The following is a 22199-nucleotide window of genomic DNA, read 5'->3' on the forward strand; positions in this document are numbered from 1 at the left end:
ATGAATAATATTCGCCAGTTTTCAAGCAAAGAAGATATCCAAGAGCAAGCGTGCCTTTGGGTGAGCCGTCTCGATCGCGGTTTAAAAAGTGACGAAAAGGTAGAGTTAGACACATGGCTGGCAGAGAGCAATGCCCATCGCCAAGCTCTATTAGATGCCGCAAGCTTGTGGGATGATATGTCGGTGCTTAATGAATTAAGCGGCTTATTCCCACAACCGACAGCAAGACACACTACTAAAAAACGGGCCCTACCGAAAAATGCTGTATGGGGTATTGCTGCCACTTTCTTGGTCATGGCAATCGCGATTGGCGTCATTGTTCAGCGCACATGGTTAAATAGCACGCCAGAATTTGCAGCTGTTAGCCAAAAAGTTCAGACGGGTGTCGGCGAACAGAAAAATGTAACCTTATCCGATGGTTCGCAGCTTCATCTAAACACTAACTCTTTAGTGACGGTAGATTTCACATCAAGTGCACGTAATATTGTGCTTTTGAAAGGCGAAGCTCATTTTGAAGTGGCTCATGATAAAACCCGTCCATTTTCTGTTACCGCTGGAAACAATACTGTAACGGCAGTAGGTACCGCGTTTAATATGCAGTATGTTGACGACAACGCATTCGAACTTGTTGTTACCGATGGCAAAGTATTAGTTAAAGACCGCTTTAAGGCATCATCTTCAAATGAATCACTGTTTGGTAAGCGCCCTGTTACAGAGGAAGGTTTGCTAATGTTTGCAGGGGAGAAAGCGACTGTTTTGGGCAAAGTAGAAACCCGTGAAAGTATGTCGCAAGATGAGATTGATGATGATTTAGCATGGCAGCAGGGCATGATAGTTTTTAAAGGCGAGCCTCTTGAATCCGTGCTACTAGAAATTGGGCGTTATACGCCAGTTCGTTTTCACATTTCTGACAATAGTTTACGTAAGCGCAGAGTGGCGGGCTATTTCAAAGTGGGCGACATAGACGGCTTGTTGTCGGCACTAGAAAGCAGCTTCAATATAACTTATGAGAAAGTTACAGAAACCAGTATTGAGCTTAAGCTAGCGAAAAGTTAAATATTGTTTGATAGGTAGGTGCTATTAGTTATTCCCTATTGGCATCAATTTATTTAATGTGACAATATAACTAAAATAATAAGTACACCGATTATATATCTTGCATTACGGCAATTTAGCGATAAGCAGGCAAACGAAAAAGGCAATAGAGAAGCTGCATGCCCGTGCGTGTTCGGCTGGTTGCGTTTCGCACAAAACAACGGCGTGTTTTTCCAACTCTGCGTTTGCAGCGCCCTTACATATTGCCTCGAGTGTATGTTTATTCTTATTCATAACACCGTCGCTTTATGCGCAAGACCAGGGCGGTTCAACGTTAAAAAATTCTCAACCTTCTACAACTCTTCCGGCATCAGCGCCCGATGCTTTTAGTTTCTCTATTCCAGCACAGAACGCTAACGAAGCCTTAACTGAATTAGCTAAACAAGCGAACACTACGCTTTTATTTCCTTTCGATTTGGCGAAGAAAGTAACGACCAATGCGCTTAAAGGAACCTTTACCTTGAGTGAAGCATTAGCTCAGCTACTTGAGGGCACTGAATTAGCGGTGGTAGCAGATGAAAATGGGGCGTTGAGTATTCGTTCCCGTGCATCGCTCACAGCACAAAGTAAACAGACTGATGATGATGAACAGCAAGATGACGAGGGCGCAAACGGGCTTGAAAAAATTGCTATCGTTGGTTCTCGTAACGCACCTCGAAGTGCCGTCGACTCTGCGGTTCCTCTTGATGTTATTGGAGCAGATAAACTAAGTTCACAGGGCAATAGCGACGTCCTTTCTATGCTAAGCGTTATGGTGCCTTCACTTAACGTGAACGACCAGCCGATCAATGACGCTAGCAGCTTGGTGAGACCCGCTAACCTAAGAGGTATGTCGTCAGATCACACTTTGCTGTTGTTAAATGGCAAGCGACGCCATCGCTCAGCGGTTATTACGTTTTTAGGCGGCGGGTTATCTGATGGTGCTCAAGGTCCCGATATATCCGTTATACCTGCTTATGCGTTAAAACAAGTGGAAGTACTGCGAGACGGAGCGTCTGCCCAGTATGGCTCAGATGCTATCGCTGGCGTGATCAATTTTGTGCTAAAAGATGACCGTGAGGGTGGGAGCGTTGCGCTTAAAGTTGGAGGATACAGCGAGGGCGATGGCGAACTGTTTCAAATACAGCTTAATAAAGGCTTTGGGTTAGGAGAATCGGGATTTTTGAACGCTACGGCGGAATACCGACAGCAAAACGGCACGTCGCGCTCGGTGCAGCGAGGCGATGCTCAAATGCTAATCGACCAAGGAAATAGCTTTATTGCTTCGCCATCTCAAATTTGGGGAGCACTTGATGTTAGCGAGGATATTAAGCTCGCACTCAATGCTGGTGCTGATCTTTCGGCAACCTCCCATTTTTATAGCTTTGCAACCGCTGCGAGAAGAGAAATAAACGGAGGTTTTTATTTTCGAAACCCGCAAACTCGTGAAGGTGTTTTTAGTCGAACGGATCCAAATACCGGCGAAAGCCGTCTTATCGTTGCCGATTTAGATGGACTAAACAGCGGCATAGCATGCCCTTCAATCTCTTTATCGAATGACAATGTGCTAGAAGACCCCGACTACCAACTTATCGCAGATAACACGACAGCACTTGGAGCAAACTGCTTTGCCTTCAATGAGTGGTTCCCTGGTGGTTTTACTCCTCGGTTCGGTGGAACGATTACCGATGCATCTGTTGCAATGGGTATAAAGCATGAATTGCCTAAGGGGTGGGCGATGGATATCAGTGCCACCTTGGGCTATAGCGATATTGAGTACACCATATCAAATACGGTCAATCCTTCGCTTGGCCCGCAAAGCCCAACGACCTTTTCGCCAGGTGGGGTATCGCAAGTTGAGCGCACGCTTAACCTAGACTTTACGAAACTAATCCAAACCATATTTGACGACCCCGTGAGCATTGCTGCTGGGGTTGAATGGCGAAAAGAAACCTATTTCCAGAAAGCGGGAGATGAAGCCTCGTATATTGCTGGTCCTTTCGCTTTAGAGCCACCGGTAGGCTTAAGTGAAGGCTTCTCAATAGGCTCTAACGGTTTTCCCGGTTATCAGCCTCAGTCCGCTGGTCACTGGAGTCGCAGCAACTGGGCAGCGTATGCTGATGTGGAGTTTTACGTAACAGAAGCGTGGCAGCTTGGTCTAGCAACGAGGGCCGAGCATTTCAGTGATTTCGGGCCAACTTTCGATGGAAAGCTAAGTACGCGCTACACACTTAGCGAAGAGTTTGCTCTGCGAGGTTCTGTCAATACGGGCTTTAAGGCACCGACGGTGGGGCAAAGCAACGTTATAAACGTGACCACTGCTTATGGTGTTAACGGTTTAGAAGACCAAGCAACCTTGCCTCCAACCGACCTTATCTCGAAGCAGCTTGGCGCCACGCCGCTGAAGCCGGAAGAATCTGTGAACTTTAGCTTGGGCGTAGTTATGCAAGCAAGTGAAAATTTCTTTGCTACGCTCGACTATTTTAATATTCGCCTTATCGATCGTATCAGTACCACATCGGCCATTCCTTTAACCGACAATGACGTTAATGCGCTTATTGCGCAAGGGCGCCCCGATGCGGCTAGATATAATTCAGCTAAGTATTTTACTAATGATTTTGATACTAAAACTCAGGGTATCGATTTAGTTGTTAACTACAATTTCGCATTAGGTGACTGGTCAAACTCAGTGTTAGTTGCCTATAACTGGACAGACACGCAAGTGGAGCGTGTCTCTCTGTACCCGGTGTTAAGCGATGGGGAAATAACGCTTCTGCCTAACTTAACCGAGGCTCGAATACGTATGCTAGAAGACAATCTTCCGGCACATAGAGGGAGCATTACGTTAGAGCAATCAAAAAATAAATGGGCAATGACATGGCGTTTAAATTACTACGGTAAGTTTTATGAGGACCATCTTGATGCTTCGGCAGGTCTAGATATTTACGGCAGTGCGCTAACCACTTTCGACGCTCAACTTGCTTGGAACGTTCTGCCTGATATTCAGCTTACTTTTGGTGCGCAAAATATATTTGATGCATTGCCAGATGAAAACCCGTTTAAAGGGGAAGTGGGAGCGCTTTATCCACCAACATCTCCGGGCGGCATTAATGGCGCGTTTTACTATGCAGGTGTTGAATACAGCTTTAAATAGCTAATAGTATTGACGGAGCTAATTTGGGAAAAGGTGAAAGAGCTAAACTGAGCTTTCCAATATGCATAAAGCTTTAGTTTAAATAGATAGGGCAAGCGTGTTTGGCAATAAGGCTGTGCTATTTAGCCTTGGACTTTAATATTAGCCGACGTCTTTGAAAAGCGACTCATCAATGATGGTTTGATCGATAATTTGTTGCGCCATGTTGATGCACTTACCGCACTGTGAGCCTAGCTCTAAATGTTGGCGTAACTCACGCACATTGCCCACGCCGTTTTCTTCAACCGCCGCGCTAATGCTTTTATCTGTTACCCCATAGCACATGCAAACAAACATTAAACGTACTCCAAATGAATCTGTAAATGATAATAATTGTTATTCTTCGTTTTGGCAAGCAGATAATGGCAGATTTAATAAACCGCAATTTGGTAAATACTGGGTAATGACTGGGCAATATCTGGATAACTATTTATGCGGACTATCATTATTGGTACGAGCAGTAAAAAAACTCATTGTTTAATATTGTTATTTCCATATTCGTACCTATTTTCTGAGAAGGAAATTTCCCATCAAAGTGGTTACGCAATGTAATCACTTCTATTATTACAATCCAAATATAAATGGAGAGACTCATGAGTGTATTAGTTGGCCGTCCTGCGCCTGATTTTACTGCTGCAGCGGTACTTGGTAGCGGTGAAATCGTAGATTCTTTCACACTAAGCGAAGCAATTAAGGGCAAAAAAGCGGTTGTATTCTTCTATCCGCTAGATTTTACTTTTGTATGCCCGTCAGAGCTTATCGCTTTCGACAAGCGTTTTGACGAGTTTAAAAAGCGCGGTGTTGAAGTAATTGGTGTTTCAATCGACTCTCAGTTTTCACACAATGCGTGGAGAAATACCCCAGTAAATCAAGGTGGTATTGGTCCAGTTAAGTACACTCTTGTTGCTGACGTAAAACACGACATCTGCCAAGCGTACGATGTTGAGCACCCAGAAGATGGTGTTGCTTTCCGCGGTTCATTCCTAATCGATGCCGAAGGTATGGTTCGTCACCAAGTAGTAAACGATCTTCCACTTGGTCGTAACGTTGACGAAATGCTTCGCATGGTCGACGCTCTAGCGTTCCACGAAGAGCATGGCGAAGTTTGCCCAGCAGGTTGGACTGAAGGTAAATCAGGTATGGACGCATCACCTGAAGGTGTAGCTAAATACCTATCTGAAGAAGCAGATAAGCTATAAGCTAACCAGTTTAAAGATAATAAAGAAACAGCGCCTTTGGGCGCTGTTTTTATTTATGGCGTTTATCGAACAAAAACTACTCTTGATTTTCTACTGGCCAGCCACCTAACGCTTTATAACGATTTACCATATAGCAAAATAGCTCGGTGGTTTTCTGTGCATCGTAAAGGGCGCTATGCGCTTCATTTTGGTCAAACGATATACCCGCCGCTCGGCATGCTTTTACCAGCACAGTTTGACCAAGAGCAAGGCCTGCTAGGCTGGTGGTATCGAAGGAAACAAATGGATGAAAGGGCGTGCGCTTTATATTGCAGCGCTCAATAGCAGCGTTAACGAAGCTTTGGTCAAACGTTGCGTTATGAGCGACGATAACAGAACGCTGACAGTCTGCATTCTTCTGTGCTTTGCGAATACCTTTACATAAATCCTTCATGGCTTCGCTTTCCTCAATAGCACCTCGTAGTGCGCAATTCGGATCAATGCCATTGAACTCTAATGCCGCAGGCTCAAGGTTAGCGCCCTCGAACGGATCTATATGATAGTGAAAGGTTTGGTCAGGATGCAGTACTCCGTCTTCATCCATTTTCACCGTAACCGCTGCTAACTCTAATAAGGCGTCAGTGCCTGCATTAAATCCGGCCGTTTCAACGTCGATGACAACGGGAAAATAACCTCGAAAGCGCTGGGAAAGAAGGGGCGGGTTGGCAGACATAAACACTCTTGTAAGACTAGATTGCAGAAACTGGTTGGCCGCTTACATGCGCACCTACCTGCGAAACTTATGGAAAACAGAATTATCGCAAGGATATCTTCGAGTTGCCAGTTTCAATTTGAAAACCGCGAAGATGAGAAGCACTAGTAGTACGAAACGCTAATGGTATTAAACGCTAAACTTTTCTACACTTTGGACGATAATCATATTAACCATGATTTTTCAAAACTCTCTATTTGCGGCTTAAAGCGAATGGTTACAATTTATGGTTCTTAAAGGTTGGTGGGCGTATGAAAGGCCTACGCCCGTGTTAGTCTGACTTTCGTTATGGTGTCGAAATGGTGTTGAAATTAAAATATATCGCTTTATTGGGGATGGTGGGGTCGCTGTCGTCCCATGCTGCCATGCGGCAATATTCTGCAACCATTGAAAGTTCCAACTGGCGTATTGATACGGACACGCGCCTGCAGTGTACGCTTAACCACGAATTGCCTGGTTACGGCGAAGCCATGTTTACGAGTTCCGCGTCGAAGCAGCTAAACATGGAATTTGAATTAGACATGTATATGCTGCCAAACAAGTTTGATGTGGCTGCGGTCTACTCTGTTCCGCCAAAATGGATGCCCGGTGTAGCGCCAAAGACCATCGCGGATATGTCTATTCGAAAGCAATACAATGGCGACCTGCCACAAGATGCAGCATGGACTATGTTGTCTGAGTTAGAGAAAGGCTTTTGGCCCACGATTTACTATCAAGACTGGTATAACAAATATGACCAAGTGAGTGTGGCATTAAACGCAAGCAACTTCTCAGGCGTGTATCGCGACTTTGTTAAGTGCGTGTCGAACTTGCTTCCCTTTAGTTTTGATGACATCGCCTACACAGTGTTGTCTTATCAGAACAACAGCACAGAGCTTACTAAGTATTCGCAAAAGCGTTTAACTATGATTGGCGAATATTTAAAAGAAGACAGCGAATTGGAGCTTGTGCTTCTCGATGGTTATACGGACAGCTACGGTGGCCGTTACAACAACGAACAGTTGTCTATTCGACGGGCCAATGAAGTAAAAAGCTATCTAACTACGCTAGGTGTACCTGAAGATAGGATCCAGCTAACAGGCCATGGTGAAAAACGCCATATCGCGCCAAACGATACGCGGGAAAGCCGTGCGCAAAACAGACGCGTAGTGGTACGACTATCCAAGTCGTAGGCGCTTGCTCAAGCGCCTTAAACCCGTTTAACTTGCGTTAATTTGTTTTGTCTCGCCAGGTTAATACAGGCACTAAATGGTCGGTGAAAACGCCATCAGCTCGCACTACCTTGTGCAATGCACCTAAAATTTGTTTTCCAGACATGCCTGCTGCAAGCGCATCCTGACGATAAGTGTAGGGATGAATGGTAAGTTCGTTATCGTGAGCGTACTTAACCCAACTAGCTGCTTCTACTTTCCCTTTAGCCATTGCCTGAGTATCCATTAAATGGCCTAACCAAGGGCCTATGCCGTTCGCATACTTCGCAACTTGCTTCATGCCTTCTTGTGTACGCAGCCATTCGTAGTCGGTGTCGCTCTCTCCCCAATCGTTCTCGCCAATCAGCATAACTACTTTGCCCTTATAGCCAAGGGTTTCACGAATGCGTTTGATCTCATTGAAGTCAAAGCACTGCAGGTAGCTATTGCCGTTTTCTCCCGCAAACCCGTAGTTTTTTAATGTGTCGATAACCAGCTTACTGGCATCAATACCTTCAGTAATGTGAAAGGCAGGGGACTTTACTTCTGGGTATACGCCTACAGATGTGCCGAATTGGCGGTTAAGTTCGCTGATTAGTTCAAAGTGTTCACTTAACGTGGCCACTTTAAAATTAGCCTGGGTGCCGCGGTACCTACTTTTAAATACTTGCATCCCGTCACTGTTAGCACGCTCATGTACCCGCAATGCTCGAAGCTCTTCGAGAGTGAAGTCACGGGCGTAATAGCGTCCGTCCTCTCGGTGACGTGCTGGAAAAATATCTTCTACATTAGTGACTGTCTCTAAGTGAATGTCGTGCAATACAACGGGGATGTCATCTTTGGTTATAACAACATCCTGCTCTATAAAGTCAGGACGCAGCGAGAACGCTAGCGTGGCTGCTTCAAGCGTGTGTTCCGGCAAATAGCCAGAAGCACCGCGATGGGCGATGACGGTAAAATGCAGTTTTTCACTAGTGGTATGTTCTGCTTCAGCGTGCGAGGTTTTACTATTCGTAGCTTCAGCTGCAAACGCACTCTCAGAGGCAAGGGCACCTGTAAAAAGCACTACCAAAGCAGGTAGTAACGATGCCAATCTAGTTGTGTATCTATTGCGCAAACTAGCATTGCCCTTTAACCTCAGCTTAAGCTGGTTCGACGAACCCGCTATACCCTTGCTTACCCGGTTTAAAGAAAATAATAAGCGGTTACCTAGCATGTGACTGCCACTCCATGTGTTTACATTTATCGCCATCTTATTTATGCCTTACATTTCACAGAAAGCTTATGTTACGAGCGCTTAGAAGATATTGGCGACGTCGTGCTGCTATAGTGAAATAGACTTATTTTGAATGAGTTCTATGGTATACCCATCTGGATCGCGTACAAAAGCGATGACGGTAGAGCCACCTTTTACTGGGCCGGGTTTACGGTACACCTCAGCGCCATTTGCTTCTAAGTTTTCACAAAACTGATAGATGTCGTCTACTTCAATGGCGATGTGGCCGTACGCGTTACCCTTATCATAGGTGTTGTCACCCCAGTTATAGGTAAGCTCTAACACAGTGCTATCGGTCTCTTCTCCGTATCCTACAAAAGCGAGGGTGTACTCATACTCTTTGTTTTCTGATTGTCGGAGAAGGCGCATGCCCATCAATGAGGTGTAGAAGTGAAGTGACGCCTCTAAGTTTTCAACTCGAAGCATGGTGTGAAGCATTCGCATAACTATTTCCTATTTGAACCATCAGAATTACCCGATGGTACACTGCATTGTAAGTGCGCGTTTGCAGTTGCCACATGTATCCGAACTCTGGCTACACAGAGCTCCATCCAGACAAAGCCCCGCAGAGTACTTTCGTTGGTAAACGCAAACGACACGCTATGATAATGAGGAAATGTTAACGCTTTAAGACAGTTTTACAATTCCACTTAAACGTATTAAAAACCCCACATGCCGATATTATCAATTTTAAGTCGACGAGGCTGGCTTAACAGGTAGACCACCATTTCGCCTAAGTCTTCGTTTTGAATCAGACCCTTGTCTATCTTCTCAGATCCTGTTTTCTGTGACTGAATTAGCGCAGGGTTGAGTGAATGAACATGAATGCCATAAGGTCGCACTTCCTCTTGAAGAGCTTTCCCAAGCCCCACCAATGCGAATTTCGACGCGCAGTAAACGCCCGCATTGGCATATCCATTTAGTGCCGCCTGAGAGGCAATATTGATAATGTAACCTTCTCGATTTTCAATCATATGGGGCACTACTTGCTTACACATAAGGAAGGAACCTTTTACATTGGTATCCATCACTTCGTCCCAATCGTCTTCTCTGGTTTCCCAGATGAGCGTTTCTTTACCAAAACCACTGTTATTAATAAGAACGTGAAGTTCGCCAAATGTATTTTTAACTTCTTTTACGAAACTTGCGACTTCATCACTTTTTGATACATCACATTTTGCCCCAATGACTTTACCGGGGAATAGCGCATCTAACTGTTTAACTGTCTTGGTTATCGTTTCCTCAGTGCGTCCGCAGATAGCTACTTTCATTCCTGCTTCTAATAGAAAGTGAGTTATAGTTTTACCCAGCCCCTTGCCGCCACCTGTCACAATGGCGGTTTTACCCGATAACAAATACATATCTGTCATAATTAAAACCTAGCGAAAAAAGAATAAGATTAACTTAGCTGGTATTGGCGTTATACAAACATACGTATTCATTGTGGGCCCAAATGATAAGGTCGCATTGCAATGCTTAAAAAATAATCCCGAAATAATTGGACATGGCGAGTAATTACCTGTACTGTCTCGCTCGCTCTAGATATGTTTTATGCTTTACCTAATACTGCGCTGTACCTTTCTTTATACCTTCAAATTGAAGTGCTAGATAGATATACAACTGCTTTACTAGCTTAGTTATGTCTATTGCTATTCGGTGGCTTCCACCATTACATCAATTTTTTTAAAAGGTTATTATTATGTCTAATTCTGTAAACGGTACAGTTAAGTGGTTTAACGAAGAAAAAGGTTTCGGTTTCATTACTCCTGAAGCTGGTGGCAAAGACGTATTCGTACACTTCCGTTCAATCACTTCTGACGGCTTCAAGACTCTTGCTGAAGGTCAAGCGGTTAGCTTTGAAGTTGAACAAGGCCAAAAAGGCCCACAAGCTGCTAACGTAACAGTTCTTTAAGACCTGTAAGCCAGCTTAGGGTTATTTCTTTTATCTGAAGTAACCCGCAAAGATGGGCTCTTTTACACAAAAAATGTGAAAAGAGCCTAATTTTCGTTTTTAGATTTCTTAACCCAACCTGCGAGGAATTCAAAACAAACTATATCAATAAAGAAGTATCTAATATGCAATTTCAAAACTCTATCTCTACCATTAACAGCCTTATTCCAGGTGCGTTAATTTCAAATATCTCCATAAATAAAACAGCTGTTGCCTTCAAACATGCGAATACCTACCGACATGTTCAGCTATCATCAAGACAAGAAGCAAAACGATTCATTGCTCAGCTTATTCAAAAGAGCTAATTAAGCTCACTACATTTGCCAGTGCTTTTTGAGTGGGTAATTATCTATTCGGATTGGCATAACTCACGGCATTAAAGCCAAAAGATTATAGGTATTGCGTTTTCAGTATTGCAACTGCGTGGTATGAATAAAGCGCTGTAAATAAAGGCGTGCTGTTGCAAGAGAAGCATTGGCTAGTACGGGTGTGTACTAACCAATGTCATTATAGAAATAACCTGCGACTATTATTTGGCTTTTAAGTCGACGTCTGAATCTGCTAACAGATATATGCTTGCTGCATAAGCTGCAATGTTTTGAGCCAGTTCATCAGGGTTAATTTTGTCTAATGTGTCATCAGGCGTGTGATGAAGATCGAAATAATCTCGACCGTTCTGGTTCAACCGGATAGTCGGTACGCCTTTCGCTGCTAGCGGTATAATGTCGGGGCCACCACCGGCAACGTCTGAGCCACCGCGAATTATACCCAGAGGTGACAAGATCTTTGCGATTTCATCTACCAGTACTGTTGCTTCAGGGTTCACATTTGACACAAGTTGCCAAATTGTTTGTGCGCCAAAATCAGACTCAGTAGCAAGAACGTGGTTAGCAAGGTTCTTTTCATGCTGTTTTGCATAAGCAAACGCGCCTAATAAGCCCACTTCTTCAGCGCCAAACATAACTACACGAATGGTGCGCTTAGGGCGTTCAGGCAGTGATGCAATTAATGCGGCTGCGGCTGTGGTAATAGCAACGCCCGCACCGTCATCAACAGCGCCGGTGCCTAAGTCCCAGCTATCTAAGTGACCACCAATGAGCACAATCTCTTCAGGCTTTTCACTACCGACTAAATCTAGAATTACGTTGCCGCTGCTTACTTCGCCTTTCCACTTTGACTCAGAATGAAGCGATAACGACAGTGGCTTGCCTAAATTGTGTAGGCGTCGTAAATGATCAGCGTCGGGGTTCGAAATAGCAACAACCGGAATATCGGCCCACTCATCGCCGTCTGAGCTCATCATGCCAGAGTGAGGGAAGCGATGAGAGTCTGAGCCTACCGAACGTACAACTAGCGCTTCAGCGCCACCGCGCTGCGCATGTTGCCAACCAATACGGCGACGTTGATTCGCTTGGCCATAGCCCGCACCCGTTTGACTTTTTACCATGGCATCGCCATCGACAAACGCAATTTTGCCTTTAAGCGCGCCGTCCTTAACTGCGGTTAGTGCGTGAATATCTCTGAAATACACGATGTCAGCGTTTATCTCGCTCTCTGAAGGAGCCGCTCCACCTAGCGCTGTGCCATAAAGCGGTTGGGCATAAGGCGCAGTAAGTGAAATATGTAAATGACCCCTGTCCCAGAAGGGCATGGTAAACTCTTCAATACTCACTTTATCAAATCCGAGGCGCTCTCCTACCTTAACGCCCCAGTCTCTGGCTCGCTTTTCAGCTTCCGAACCGCCAAGGCGTGGGCCTATCTCTGTAGTTAGTGATTCTACGATGCTATAGCCTAAGTCACTTTTCAGCGCTTTTTGAATTAGCGTTTCCGCATTTTTCTTTTGCTCGTCTGTAATGGGTGAAGTTTCAGCAAAAACACCGAAACTGCATGCACTTACTAATGCACCAAACGCTAGATTCCTAGCGATATTATTCAATCGGGACATGTGTTCTCCGTGGATTATTTTTATATTTTTGTTTATTTGCGTGAGCAAAAATATGACGAGCTTATCATAGCCAAATTAAGATGTGCTTTCGAGGTAAACCACAAGCCGAAGTCGTAAGTTAATCGCAAAGCAGGTCTACTTGGTTGTGAAAATTAATGTTACCTTTTAAAAAGGAAAAAATAACAAGGAAAGTAAATATGAAAATACCTCTCTATACTTATTTCAAAAATAGAACATTAGCCTTCTCAAGTATTATCAACAATAAGGCTTGTTTCGGTTCACTGCTTTGTGCGTTTTTGCTTGTTGGTTGTGGCGGTAGCTCAAATGATAATGACAGTGTAGTAAGGCCAAATTCAGTACTAGGCGTATGGTTTGGGCAAACTTCAACAGTTGAAGATGGGCAAGAAGAGGTTGTTATTGCGGTCTCCTCTGAGGGTAAGACTATTGTATTTTCGCAGGCCTCGCGAGACACGCTTATTGCTCACGGCGACATAAGCGAAGATACCTTTACTTCTGACGATACCATGCTGTATCCAGGAGAAGGCATGACTAAGCATGGCACAATGCAGCTCACAGTGAATGGTGACAGTTTAGAAGGCTCAGCGACAGTATCGGGTCTCACACTTGATTTCTCTGCCAACAAGGTCAGCGCTAGCGAGGATGTTTCACTTATCGATATTGCTGGCAATTATGCAAGTTCTTGGTCTGATGGCGCCTACACTCGTTCGTTTGCTATCGATAGCGAAGGGGTGATCAGCGGTTCAGATACCAATGGTTGCGTATACTCAGGCTCTGTCGAGCAAATTAGCGGGATCAATTCACTTTTCGATATTACGATTAAAGCGGAAACCTGCTTTGAAGATTTCGAATATAAAGGGCTTCTCGCTTATGGTGTATTTCCCTTTGAATATCAAAACTCAATTATTGAGAGAAATGGTATTGTCATAGCTACAGAGGCTTCATCAAGAGCTTATGCTTTTCGCCAATTTAGCCCTCAAGATTAGCGTTATCCGATATATGAACAAGGAGTCTATAGACTCCTTACTTGAATCGCAGAAGATTGCCTTAAGTTCTATTTACGCTTCTTCTTAAGCGCCAATTTTTGTTTTTTCTCTTGTTCTTTCAGCACTTCGTTTATAAAGCTCTTTCTTCCAAATTCACGGGTAATAGTGCACTTATTTAAATCAAAACCGCGAGCAGGGCAGTATTCTCTGCCGTACAAGATAATCTGTAGATGCAAGTCGTTCCATCTTTCTCTAGGGAACAGGCGTTTTGCATCGCGTTCTGTTTGCTCTACGCTTTTTCCGTTCGATAAACCCCAGCGGTACATTAAACGGTGAATATGTGTATCTACCGGGAAAGCAGGAATGCCAAAGCCTTGAGACATAACCACCGCGGCTGTTTTGTGGCCAACAGCAGGCATGGCCTCCAGCGCTTCAAAGTTTGCTGGGACTTCACCATTGTGTTGTTTAATGATCATATCGGACAAATGCCAAATGCCTTTCGACTTCATAGGCGATAATCCACAAGGGCGGATAATGTCTTGTATTTCTTCAATACTCATCAACACCATATCGTAGGGGTTATCTGCGCGAGCGAACAGCTTTGGCGTAATTTGATTAACGCGCTCGTCGGTACATTGTGCCGATAATAGAACTGCAATCAGTAACGTATATGGGTCTTTGTGATCTAGAAAGATAGGAATTTCTGGATAAAGGTCATCCAAAATTCGCATTATTTCTTTTACTTTTTCCTGCTTAGAAAGCGGCTTTGCCGGCTTAACTACATCATTCATTTCTATATACTTTTTTAATATGGTCGCTAAACAAGGTGTAAATTTTTTAAGTTAAAACGTTTGCGCCATCTGCTGAAGTTTACACCTACTCCGTCAAGCTACGCTAATAATTGCAGTATGATTTAACTCTCTGCAGTGACGCGCACGCGCTCAGCTTTCACCGCAGGCGATGTTTGCTTAGCGGCTAACTTGGCATCTATGCTATTTTTAATAGCAATAAGAAGTCCCATGCCTAAAAACGCACCCGGCGGTAATATCGCAAGTAGAAATGGGTTTTCTGTGTTGAACAGTGTAATAGTCCAGTTCGCAGCAATGGGGCCAAATAGCCTATCTGCACCCGCTAATAACGTACCCGCACCCAATATTTCTCGCATGCCGCCTAGTACAACCAACACAGCGGTAAATCCTAAGCCCATCATGAACCCATCGTACGCGGACGCAAGGGGCCCGTTTTTCGATGCAAAGGCCTCGGCGCGCCCTATAATGGCGCAGTTAGTTACAATCAGTGGAATGAAAATACCTAACGCGAGGTAAAGGTCGTAGGTATAGGCATTCATTAGAAGCTGAACAATGGTTACAAATGCTGCAATAATCATAACGAAAACAGGGATACGGATCTCGTTTCTTACCACATTTCGAACGAGTGAAACGGTAATGTTACTGCCAATTAAAACCAACATGGTAGCAAGGCCAAGTCCTAAACCATTAATGAAGGTAGCAGTAACGGCTAGTAGGGGGCACAATCCCAACAGCTGTACTAGCGCAGGGTTGTTCTTCCAAAGTCCTTGCAAGGACAGGTCGCGAAAGTCAGTCACGTTATAACTCCTCTACACTATGAGGTTGAGTTTCATCCACGTTAACGTCATCTATTGTTTCAACCGAATCTGTTGTTGCACAGGTGTTGGGGGCGGAGAATAACGCGCTTTGGTTAGCCTGAGCGTAAAGTAAAGCTTCACGTACGGCTCTGACTACCGCTCTTGGCGTTATAGTAGCGCCTGTGAATTGGTCAAATTCGCCGCCATCTTTTTTGACTTGCCATGGAGCTAAGTTATCTGATGAGAAAGACTTACCGCTGAAGCTTGTGATCCAATTGCTTACTGCAAGCTCTATCTTATCACCAAGCCCAGGGGTTTCTTTATGTTCGATAACGCGTACGCCAAGTACTCTCATATTGGTTGTTTTTATTTCAGCCGTATCCATTTCGGGAGAACTCCCGTCGAGCTCTGCCATATCGGTTAGCGGTAGTGCAGAAGTATTGAGGTTTTCACTCTCACTGCTACGGGAGTCATTTGGCATACCCTGTTGTTTACCGTTGGCAATATGTGGCTCTACTTTTACACCGACAACAATATCTATATCACCGCTATAGCCATCGGGGGCAGTGGCTTCCAACACAAGCGCGCTAGGTTGGCCGTTTAGCGTGGCACGGTATATCTTATGGGCTTTTTTCATGCCCAGTTCGGGGGCGTCGACTTCTGTGCAGTTGGCGTACAGAGCATTGTCGTGGAATTCACTGGGCACAACTTCATTAAGTACGCTTAGAAGCTTTTGCTGCTTTTGTTGCTCAATTTTGTCTTGGGTGCCGAAAAAGGTTAACGCTATTAACGCTGTGGTGACAACGGCAAACGCGCCTAACATAAGGCCGTTTTTGGCCAAGCTTTCTTTCATCATTACTGCTTACCTCGGCCTTTGCCCACATTTTTACCGTAAACGCGAGGGCGGGTGTAATAGTCAATAAGCGGTACCGCCATATTCATAATGATCACCGCAAACGCCACTGCATCGGGGTAACCTCCAAACGTGCGTATTATAACTACCCAAAAACCAATCGCAGCCCCAAATATAATTCGGCCTTTTGGGGTTGTTGACGCGGAAACCGGATCGGTTGCGATAAAGAAAGCGCCTACCATTACTGCCCCATTAAGCAGGTGGAATAGTGGTGAAGCATAGTAATCGGCGTTAACTAAATGAAGCAGTGATGCACAAATAAATACGCTCAGCAGCATGCCACCTGGGATGTGCCAGCTAATAACACGGGTTTTCCAGAGGTAAAGACCGCCAAGTAAATAGGCAAGGCTCACCATACCCCATCCTGCACCAGCAGCATCAAATACGCCGCCATCAAAAATTGGTTTAGCTAAAGACTCTGAGTAAGTCACACCTTGCGTTAAGTCAGTTTTTAACGTGTCTAGTGGTGTAGCCATGGTTACACCGTCGGCGATAGTTTTAAGCTGAGTAACATCGTAGCCGCTGGTAGTGAAGCCTGTAAATATCAATGATAGTGAGTCAAAGAAAGTTGGCGTAACCCCAGCATGGGTTGCAGGTGGTAGCCATAGACTCATGGCTGCGGGGAATGAAATAAGCAAAACCACGTAGGCTATCATTGCGGGGTTAAAAATGTTGAAACCAAGCCCGCCATAGACTTGTTTAGCAACCGCGATCGCAAAAAATACTCCAATGACCGTCATCCACCACGGCAGAGTAGGCGGAATACTAATAGCGATTAACAAGCCTGTTAAAACGGCGCTGTAATCAGTAAGTGTGCGTTCGATAGGGCGCTTTCTTAAAAATAAAATAACCCCTTCAATAACCAGTGCACTTACTACTGCAATAACCGCTTGAATAAGCATGCCCCAACCAAAAAAAATAGATTGGGCTATCATGCCTGGGATCATGGCGTAAATAACCATGCGCATGACCTGTCCGGTATCGCGTTTAACCCGTTGGTGTGGTGAACTCGATAAACTTAACTTCATTCTGATTCTTTCTCTTGTTCAGCCGCCGCTTTTTTCGCTTTTGCTTTTGCAATGGCTGCCGCTATACGTGCTTTCTTTTCATCTTGAGCAGTGGGTTGAGAAGTTGATTGCACGCTTGCTACTTGTTCTGCTTCACTAGTCGTCTCGCACTGCTCATATCCCTTGTAACTTTCTTGTTCAGCAGTATCTTGTGAGGCTGCTAAATCGTCATTAGTGCTTTGAGCAAGTTTCTTTGCTTTGGCCTTTGCCACCGCAGCAGCTATACGCGCTTTTTTCTCGTCAGTGCCACTTTTAGATGGCGCGTCTTTAGTATTCTCATTAGGCGTGCTAGATACATCCTGCGCTTTTCGCGTTGAAGTAGCCTCCATGCTGAGGTCACTATCGCCAGCATCTTCTTGCTCGCCTTTAATTTTATCTTCTTGTTTAGCCGCTTTTTTGGCTTTTGCTTTCGCCACAGCGGCAGCAATGCGGGCCTTTTTCTGTTCCGCTTCGCTTAAGTTGCTAGATGAATCTAGGGCCTTGTTATTCTGAGCACTATTATCTTGGCCGTTGACGCTTTGAGGATTTGCTTCTTTTAGTAAGTTAGCGTTTTGGCTGTCTGTGTCAGCTTCACCAACAGGGGTAGATGCTTGTGCTTGTTGCGACGCGGCCTTTTTGGCTTTAGCTTTGGCAACGGCAGCAGCTATCCTAGCCTTCTTTTCATCCTTAGCATCCGTTTCACCTAGCGGCTCTTTAGACTGGTTGTCTCGCTGCTCGCCAAATTGAGTGGGCGTAGCCTGCTCAGATTGGCCGCTTGCGTTATTTTTAGCGGCTTTTTGCGCTTTTGCTTTAGCAACGGCCGCTGCAATTCGCGCTTTTTTCTGCGCTTCAGCTGTTAGATCTGAATTAGTTTCGGTATTGGATGGCTCAGTATTGGAAAGCTCAGCAGTTTCTTCGTATTGAGAACCTGCTTGGTTTTCTGTTGACGCATCTGAATACTGGCCAGCTTGGGCTGCTTTCTTGGCTTTCGCTCTGGCGATAGCAGCGGCAACTTTGGCCTTTTTATCATCTTCTGGCGAAGGTGCCTGAGCCGCTGGCTCAGTGGCGTTTTCAGCTTGCTCAGAACCTTGAGTTCGGGCTGCTTTCTTCGCTTTTGCTCTGGCAATTGCCGCGGCTACCTGAGCTTTTTTATCGTCTGCCGGTGAGCTAGGCTCGTCAGCGTTTACTGGTGTATTTTCGTCCTTAGCCTTGGCCTGCATTGCCGCTTTTTTCGCTTTCGCCCGTGCAAGCGCCGCCGCTACTTTATCCTTTGCTTCAGTTGCGGTAGCGTCAGCCGAGTTATTTGCATTATCTACAGCTGCGGCATTTTGTTCTTTGGCTTTATTTGCGGCTAACCGCGCCTCTTTTGCTTTTCTATGCTTTGCTTCTCGCTCCAGTTTTTCACGCTCTAAACGCTCTTTACGCGCTTCAAATCGCTGCTTTGCCTTTTCAGCTTTATTCTTTTCATCACGCTGAATGCGTATTTCAGACTTAGCCTGGCGATAGTAATGCACCAGCGGTATCTCGCTGGGGCAAACGTAAGCGCATGCGCCACACTCTATACAGTCGAAAAGGTCGTATTCTTCGGCTTTGTCGTATTCTTTTGCTTTAGCGTGCCAAAAAATTTGTTGTGGGAGCAGTGATGCCGGGCAAGCATCGGCGCACGCGCTACAGCGTATACACGGGCGTTCTGCATTATCATCTACAAGCTCTTTCTTGGCCGGGACTAATAAACAGTTTGTGGTCTTTACCACAGGAATAGTTGCGTCTGATAAGGTAAAGCCCATCATAGGCCCACCCATAATGACTTTGGGCGCTTTCTGTTTTTTCGGGTTGTAACCTGCTTCTTCTAACAAATGAGAAACAGGTGTACCTAATAGCGCTCTGAAGTTGCTAGGGGACTTAACTGCTTCACCGGTTACAGTAACAATACGCTCTATGAGCGGCTTACCATGCAAAATAGCGTCTGCAATGGCATAGCAGGTTCCTACGTTAAACATCATCACGCCTACATCGGCAGGCAAACCATTTCTTGGCACTTCTCGGCCAGTAACAACCTGAATTAGCTGCTTTTCACCGCCAGCAGGATATTTAGTTTCAACGCTAACCACGCGGTAGTCTTTCTTATCCTGACAGGCAATATTGAGTGCCTCGAACGCTTCGGGTTTGTTGTCTTCAACCGCAACAACAATTGCCTTAGGTTCGATAAGGTGAGTCAAAATGTCTAAACCTTGGCGTATTTGCCATGCGTGCTCACGCATTAATCGGTCATCAGATGTGATATAAGGTTCACACTCAATCCCGTTTAGGATAAGAAACTCAACAGGCTTAGAGGTTGAGGTTTTAATATGGGTAGGGAAGCCTGCGCCCCCCATTCCAGAAATACCAGCTTGGCAGATAGCTTCAATAAGTTTGTTTTTATCAAGCTCGCTATAGTTAGCGATGGGGGAGAGGTCGCCCCATGTGTCTTTACCATCCGGGCGTATTGATATACACATTTCGGTTAAGCCACTAGGATGAGCAACAACATGCGGCGCTATTGCAACAACTTCGCCCGAGGTGGGGGCGTGTACAGGTACCGAAAAAGGCGAGGAGCTTTGCGAAAGGATTTGGCCTTTTAACACGGTATCGCCAACTTCTACGCAACATATGCCGTCTGAACCAATGTGCTGGCGCAGTGGTACTATCAATAACTCTGGCAACGATGGCTTTTTAATTACCGACGTATTAGAAAGTGATTTTTTATCGTCAGGATGCACACCACCTGGAAATGAGTACAGCTTCCCCGCTTCAAGAGCTTCTATAATTGAATCAAAACTTGGATACATCACAATTACGATACCATTTTGATAGGGATATCACCTTTAGGTGATGATTCGAAATCCCACTTCCACGTAGAAGTAGTTTGAACGATTGGCACCATGTCAATGCAGTCGACAGGGCAGGGGTCTACACATAAGTCACATCCTGTACACTCATCAGTAATAACGGTATGCATATGTTTTGCGGCACCTAATATGGCATCCACAGGGCAGGCTTGGATACATTTGGTACAGCCGATGCACTCATCTTCTCGAATGAAAGCAACTTTTTTGACGTCTTCTTCGCCGTGTGCTGCGTCAAGGGGTTTGGGTTCAACCCCCATTAAGTCTGCAAGTTTTTTGATCGTTGCTTCGCCGCCTGGAGGACATTTATTAATGTCATCGCCATCTGCAATAGCTTCAGCATAAGGTTTACAACCTGGATAACCACACTGGCCGCATTGGGTTTGTGGTAACACGGCGTCGATTTGTTCGACAAGCGGGTCGCCCTCTACTTTAAAGCGAATGCTCGCATAGCCCAAGACTAGGCCAAAAATAAGAGCAAGGACGCCAATTGCAATGACTGCAAGTATGATCGTAGTAGACATCGACATTACACCTTCACCAATCCACTAAATCCCATAAATGCAAGGGACATAAGGCCGGCGGTAATCATGGCAATTGATGCACCCTTGAATGAAACCGGTACGTCAGCAGCAGCTAAGCGCTCACGCATGGCTGCAAATAACACTAATACCAAGGAGAAACCTACCGCAGCCCCGAACCCATAGATAAGGCTCTGCATGAAATTATGCTGCTCGGTAAGATTTAACAACGCTACACCAAGAACCGCACAGTTGGTTGTGATAAGAGGAAGAAATATACCTAACAGCCTATATAAGGTAGGACTTGTTTTGTTCACAACCATTTCTGTGAACTGAACAACCACCGCAATAACTAGGATAAAGGCCAACGTTCTGAGGTAGCCAATACCTAGTGGCGCAAGTAAATAGGTTTCAACCAGGTAACTTGAAGCCGAGGCAAGGGTGAGTACAAATGTGGTGGCCATAGACATGCCCATGGCGGTTTCTAGTTTTCCAGATACACCCATAAACGGGCATAAACCGAGAAACTTAACCAACACAAAGTTGTTAACCAGTACTGTACCAATCAATAGCAGTAAAAATTCAGTCATGAATAACGCAATTCCTTCGAGGAATTTTGACGGACAATGCCCGCGAATTAAAAAGAAAAACAGATTGGGTCTATTATCCCTTTTTAGAACGGGTTTAACAACTTGATTGAATTAGGGTTATTTAATGTCTAAACGCGTTGTTTTAGGAATTAAAATAGAGTGAAGTGGGTGAGACGATTTAGAAGCCAACTAAGTGGCTCCCCCTCCCCGACTCGAACGGGGGACCTGCGGATTAACAGTCCGTCGCTCTAACCAACTGAGCTAAGGGGGAATCGACACCTAAGTTGTTTGCTGAAGTTGGCTCCCCCTCCCCGACTCGAACGGGGGACCTGCGGATTAACAGTCCGTCGCTCTAACCAACTGAGCTAAGGGGGACCTGTGCTTCAACGGAGGCGAATATTAAAGACGTACTTAGGAACTGTCAACAACATAAATGAAATATTTGTGCTGACTGCGCAAAAAATAGCTTTTTACGGCTTTAATGCTCATTTTGTCGTCAATGTAGCGAAAGTGATGGTTAATAACTGCACATTATTGCTTGTTTACATATAAACAGGTGTGCTTTTAGCTTTTAAAGAAATGATTTTTTATTTTTTCCGATATATCTCGGTAAAGTTAAAGGCTATAACTAAAAAGAATAAAAAATCGCTTCCATACTGTTATTATGTACAGGCTTTAATAAATCTGTAACCTGTACCTGAGGATTAAAAGGTTAGTCACCACTTACGTGATGAGAAATTAATCGAGCACGAAATCCCGCCGAATATGGTCTGGCGGTAGTTATCCACTAAATCTGTGGATAACTATGTTGATAGCTTATATTCGTCTCCTGCTTTTGTGAGATCAGGTATTAATTGATCCGATTGAATAGGCCTGAATGTGGGGTGATATTCTATATACTACAAAGGGTTAGCGCTGTTTTTGTGATCGCAACTTTCGATCTAAATTGATCGGTTGAACAAAAAGTAGCTTGTGTGTTAATTCAACGAATGACTAAATGCTATTCAACAAAATCCATGTTATTTCTCAGGCTCTTACAAGTTATTAACATTTTT

At 44.8% G+C, this 22199-nt stretch carries 20 protein-coding genes and 2 tRNA genes; 7 read left to right on the forward strand and 15 right to left on the reverse strand.

Annotated elements, in window-relative coordinates:
* Positions 1 to 1056: a FecR family protein gene (locus IW644_RS01075; protein ID WP_269916063.1), complete on the forward strand. Its 1056-nt coding sequence runs from the start codon at positions 1 to 3 to the stop codon at positions 1054 to 1056.
* 100 nt (positions 1057 to 1156) lie between these two features.
* Positions 1157 to 4228 (forward strand): TonB-dependent receptor, encoded by a 3072-nt coding sequence (locus tag IW644_RS01080; protein ID WP_269916064.1) that lies wholly within the window; start codon positions 1157 to 1159, stop codon positions 4226 to 4228.
* A 141-nt stretch (positions 4229 to 4369) separates the two neighbouring features.
* On the opposite strand, the gene IW644_RS01085 is transcribed toward IW644_RS01080, so the two are convergent.
* The gene (locus IW644_RS01085) at positions 4370 to 4564 is read right to left on the reverse strand and encodes a (2Fe-2S)-binding protein (RefSeq protein ID WP_269916065.1); all 195 of its coding nucleotides are present in this window, start codon (positions 4562 to 4564) and stop codon (positions 4370 to 4372) included.
* A 296-nt stretch (positions 4565 to 4860) separates the two neighbouring features.
* Here IW644_RS01085 and IW644_RS01090 point away from each other — a divergent pair, with 296 nt between their 5' ends.
* On the forward strand, positions 4861 to 5466 hold the full coding sequence (locus IW644_RS01090; RefSeq protein ID WP_118489876.1) for a peroxiredoxin: 606 nt from the start codon (positions 4861 to 4863) through the stop codon (positions 5464 to 5466).
* A 76-nt stretch (positions 5467 to 5542) separates the two neighbouring features.
* On the opposite strand, the gene rnt is transcribed toward IW644_RS01090, so the two are convergent.
* Complete coding sequence (gene rnt / locus IW644_RS01095) at positions 5543 to 6178, reverse strand: ribonuclease T (RefSeq protein WP_179982759.1); 636 nt, start codon at positions 6176 to 6178, stop codon at positions 5543 to 5545.
* Positions 6179 to 6516: 338 nt separating this feature from the next.
* Here rnt and IW644_RS01100 point away from each other — a divergent pair, with 338 nt between their 5' ends.
* Positions 6517 to 7389 (forward strand): flagellar protein MotY, encoded by an 873-nt coding sequence (locus tag IW644_RS01100; protein ID WP_269916066.1) that lies wholly within the window; start codon positions 6517 to 6519, stop codon positions 7387 to 7389.
* A gap of 37 nt (positions 7390 to 7426) precedes the next feature.
* Here IW644_RS01100 and glpQ read toward each other — a convergent pair whose 3' ends face one another.
* The 3 genes from glpQ to IW644_RS01115 form a co-directional block, all read right to left on the reverse strand.
* On the reverse strand, positions 7427 to 8659 hold the full coding sequence (glpQ, locus tag IW644_RS01105) for a glycerophosphodiester phosphodiesterase (protein WP_269916067.1): 1233 nt from the start codon (positions 8657 to 8659) through the stop codon (positions 7427 to 7429).
* Positions 8660 to 8731: 72 nt separating this feature from the next.
* Positions 8732 to 9127: a lactoylglutathione lyase gene (gloA, locus tag IW644_RS01110; RefSeq protein ID WP_269916068.1), complete on the reverse strand. Its 396-nt coding sequence runs from the start codon at positions 9125 to 9127 to the stop codon at positions 8732 to 8734.
* 215 nt (positions 9128 to 9342) lie between these two features.
* Entirely contained in the window at positions 9343 to 10053 is a 711-nt protein-coding gene (locus tag IW644_RS01115) for an SDR family oxidoreductase (RefSeq protein WP_269916069.1), read from the reverse strand.
* 329 nt (positions 10054 to 10382) lie between these two features.
* Here IW644_RS01115 and cspE point away from each other — a divergent pair, with 329 nt between their 5' ends.
* Both cspE and IW644_RS01125 read left to right on the forward strand, forming a co-directional pair.
* Positions 10383 to 10595, forward strand: a complete 213-nt coding sequence (cspE, locus tag IW644_RS01120) for a transcription antiterminator/RNA stability regulator CspE (RefSeq protein WP_025254517.1) — start codon at positions 10383 to 10385, stop codon at positions 10593 to 10595.
* A 164-nt stretch (positions 10596 to 10759) separates the two neighbouring features.
* Positions 10760 to 10939: a hypothetical protein gene (locus IW644_RS01125; RefSeq protein WP_179982763.1), complete on the forward strand. Its 180-nt coding sequence runs from the start codon at positions 10760 to 10762 to the stop codon at positions 10937 to 10939.
* Positions 10940 to 11163: 224 nt separating this feature from the next.
* Here IW644_RS01125 and IW644_RS01130 read toward each other — a convergent pair whose 3' ends face one another.
* Positions 11164 to 12579 (reverse strand): M20/M25/M40 family metallo-hydrolase, encoded by a 1416-nt coding sequence (locus tag IW644_RS01130; protein ID WP_269916070.1) that lies wholly within the window; start codon positions 12577 to 12579, stop codon positions 11164 to 11166.
* A gap of 197 nt (positions 12580 to 12776) precedes the next feature.
* Here IW644_RS01130 and IW644_RS01135 point away from each other — a divergent pair, with 197 nt between their 5' ends.
* Positions 12777 to 13583, forward strand: a complete 807-nt coding sequence (locus IW644_RS01135; RefSeq protein WP_269916071.1) for a hypothetical protein — start codon at positions 12777 to 12779, stop codon at positions 13581 to 13583.
* A gap of 68 nt (positions 13584 to 13651) precedes the next feature.
* On the opposite strand, the gene IW644_RS01140 is transcribed toward IW644_RS01135, so the two are convergent.
* The 9 genes from IW644_RS01140 to IW644_RS01180 all read right to left on the reverse strand — a co-directional run bounded on the left by IW644_RS01140 (position 13652) and on the right by IW644_RS01180 (position 21519).
* Positions 13652 to 14374, reverse strand: coding sequence for an endonuclease III domain-containing protein (locus IW644_RS01140; protein ID WP_269916072.1), 723 nt, complete (start codon positions 14372 to 14374; stop codon positions 13652 to 13654).
* A 122-nt stretch (positions 14375 to 14496) separates the two neighbouring features.
* Positions 14497 to 15189: an electron transport complex subunit E gene (locus IW644_RS01145; protein ID WP_179982766.1), complete on the reverse strand. Its 693-nt coding sequence runs from the start codon at positions 15187 to 15189 to the stop codon at positions 14497 to 14499.
* A gap of 1 nt (position 15190) precedes the next feature.
* On the reverse strand, positions 15191 to 16045 hold the full coding sequence (locus tag IW644_RS01150) for an RnfABCDGE type electron transport complex subunit G (protein ID WP_269916073.1): 855 nt from the start codon (positions 16043 to 16045) through the stop codon (positions 15191 to 15193).
* Positions 16045 to 17130, reverse strand: coding sequence for an electron transport complex subunit RsxD (gene rsxD / locus IW644_RS01155; RefSeq protein ID WP_269916074.1), 1086 nt, complete (start codon positions 17128 to 17130; stop codon positions 16045 to 16047). The genes IW644_RS01150 and rsxD overlap by 1 nt, the downstream gene beginning before the upstream one ends.
* The gene (rsxC, locus tag IW644_RS01160) at positions 17127 to 19976 is read right to left on the reverse strand and encodes an electron transport complex subunit RsxC (RefSeq protein ID WP_269916569.1); all 2850 of its coding nucleotides are present in this window, start codon (positions 19974 to 19976) and stop codon (positions 17127 to 17129) included. Before rsxC ends, rsxD begins: the two co-directional genes overlap by 4 nt.
* Before the next feature lie 5 nt (positions 19977 to 19981).
* The gene (gene rsxB, locus IW644_RS01165) at positions 19982 to 20563 is read right to left on the reverse strand and encodes an electron transport complex subunit RsxB (protein WP_179982769.1); all 582 of its coding nucleotides are present in this window, start codon (positions 20561 to 20563) and stop codon (positions 19982 to 19984) included.
* The gene (gene rsxA / locus IW644_RS01170) at positions 20563 to 21144 is read right to left on the reverse strand and encodes an electron transport complex subunit RsxA (protein WP_179982770.1); all 582 of its coding nucleotides are present in this window, start codon (positions 21142 to 21144) and stop codon (positions 20563 to 20565) included. Before rsxA ends, rsxB begins: the two co-directional genes overlap by 1 nt.
* A gap of 194 nt (positions 21145 to 21338) precedes the next feature.
* A tRNA-Asn gene (locus IW644_RS01175) sits at positions 21339 to 21415 on the reverse strand.
* A 27-nt stretch (positions 21416 to 21442) separates the two neighbouring features.
* A tRNA-Asn gene (locus tag IW644_RS01180) sits at positions 21443 to 21519 on the reverse strand.
* Positions 21520 to 22199: the final 680 nt, after the last annotated feature.

This window comes from Alteromonas sp. PRIM-21 (genome assembly GCF_027563165.1).
GTDB classification, from domain to species: Bacteria; Pseudomonadota; Gammaproteobacteria; order Enterobacterales; family Alteromonadaceae; genus Alteromonas; species Alteromonas macleodii_A.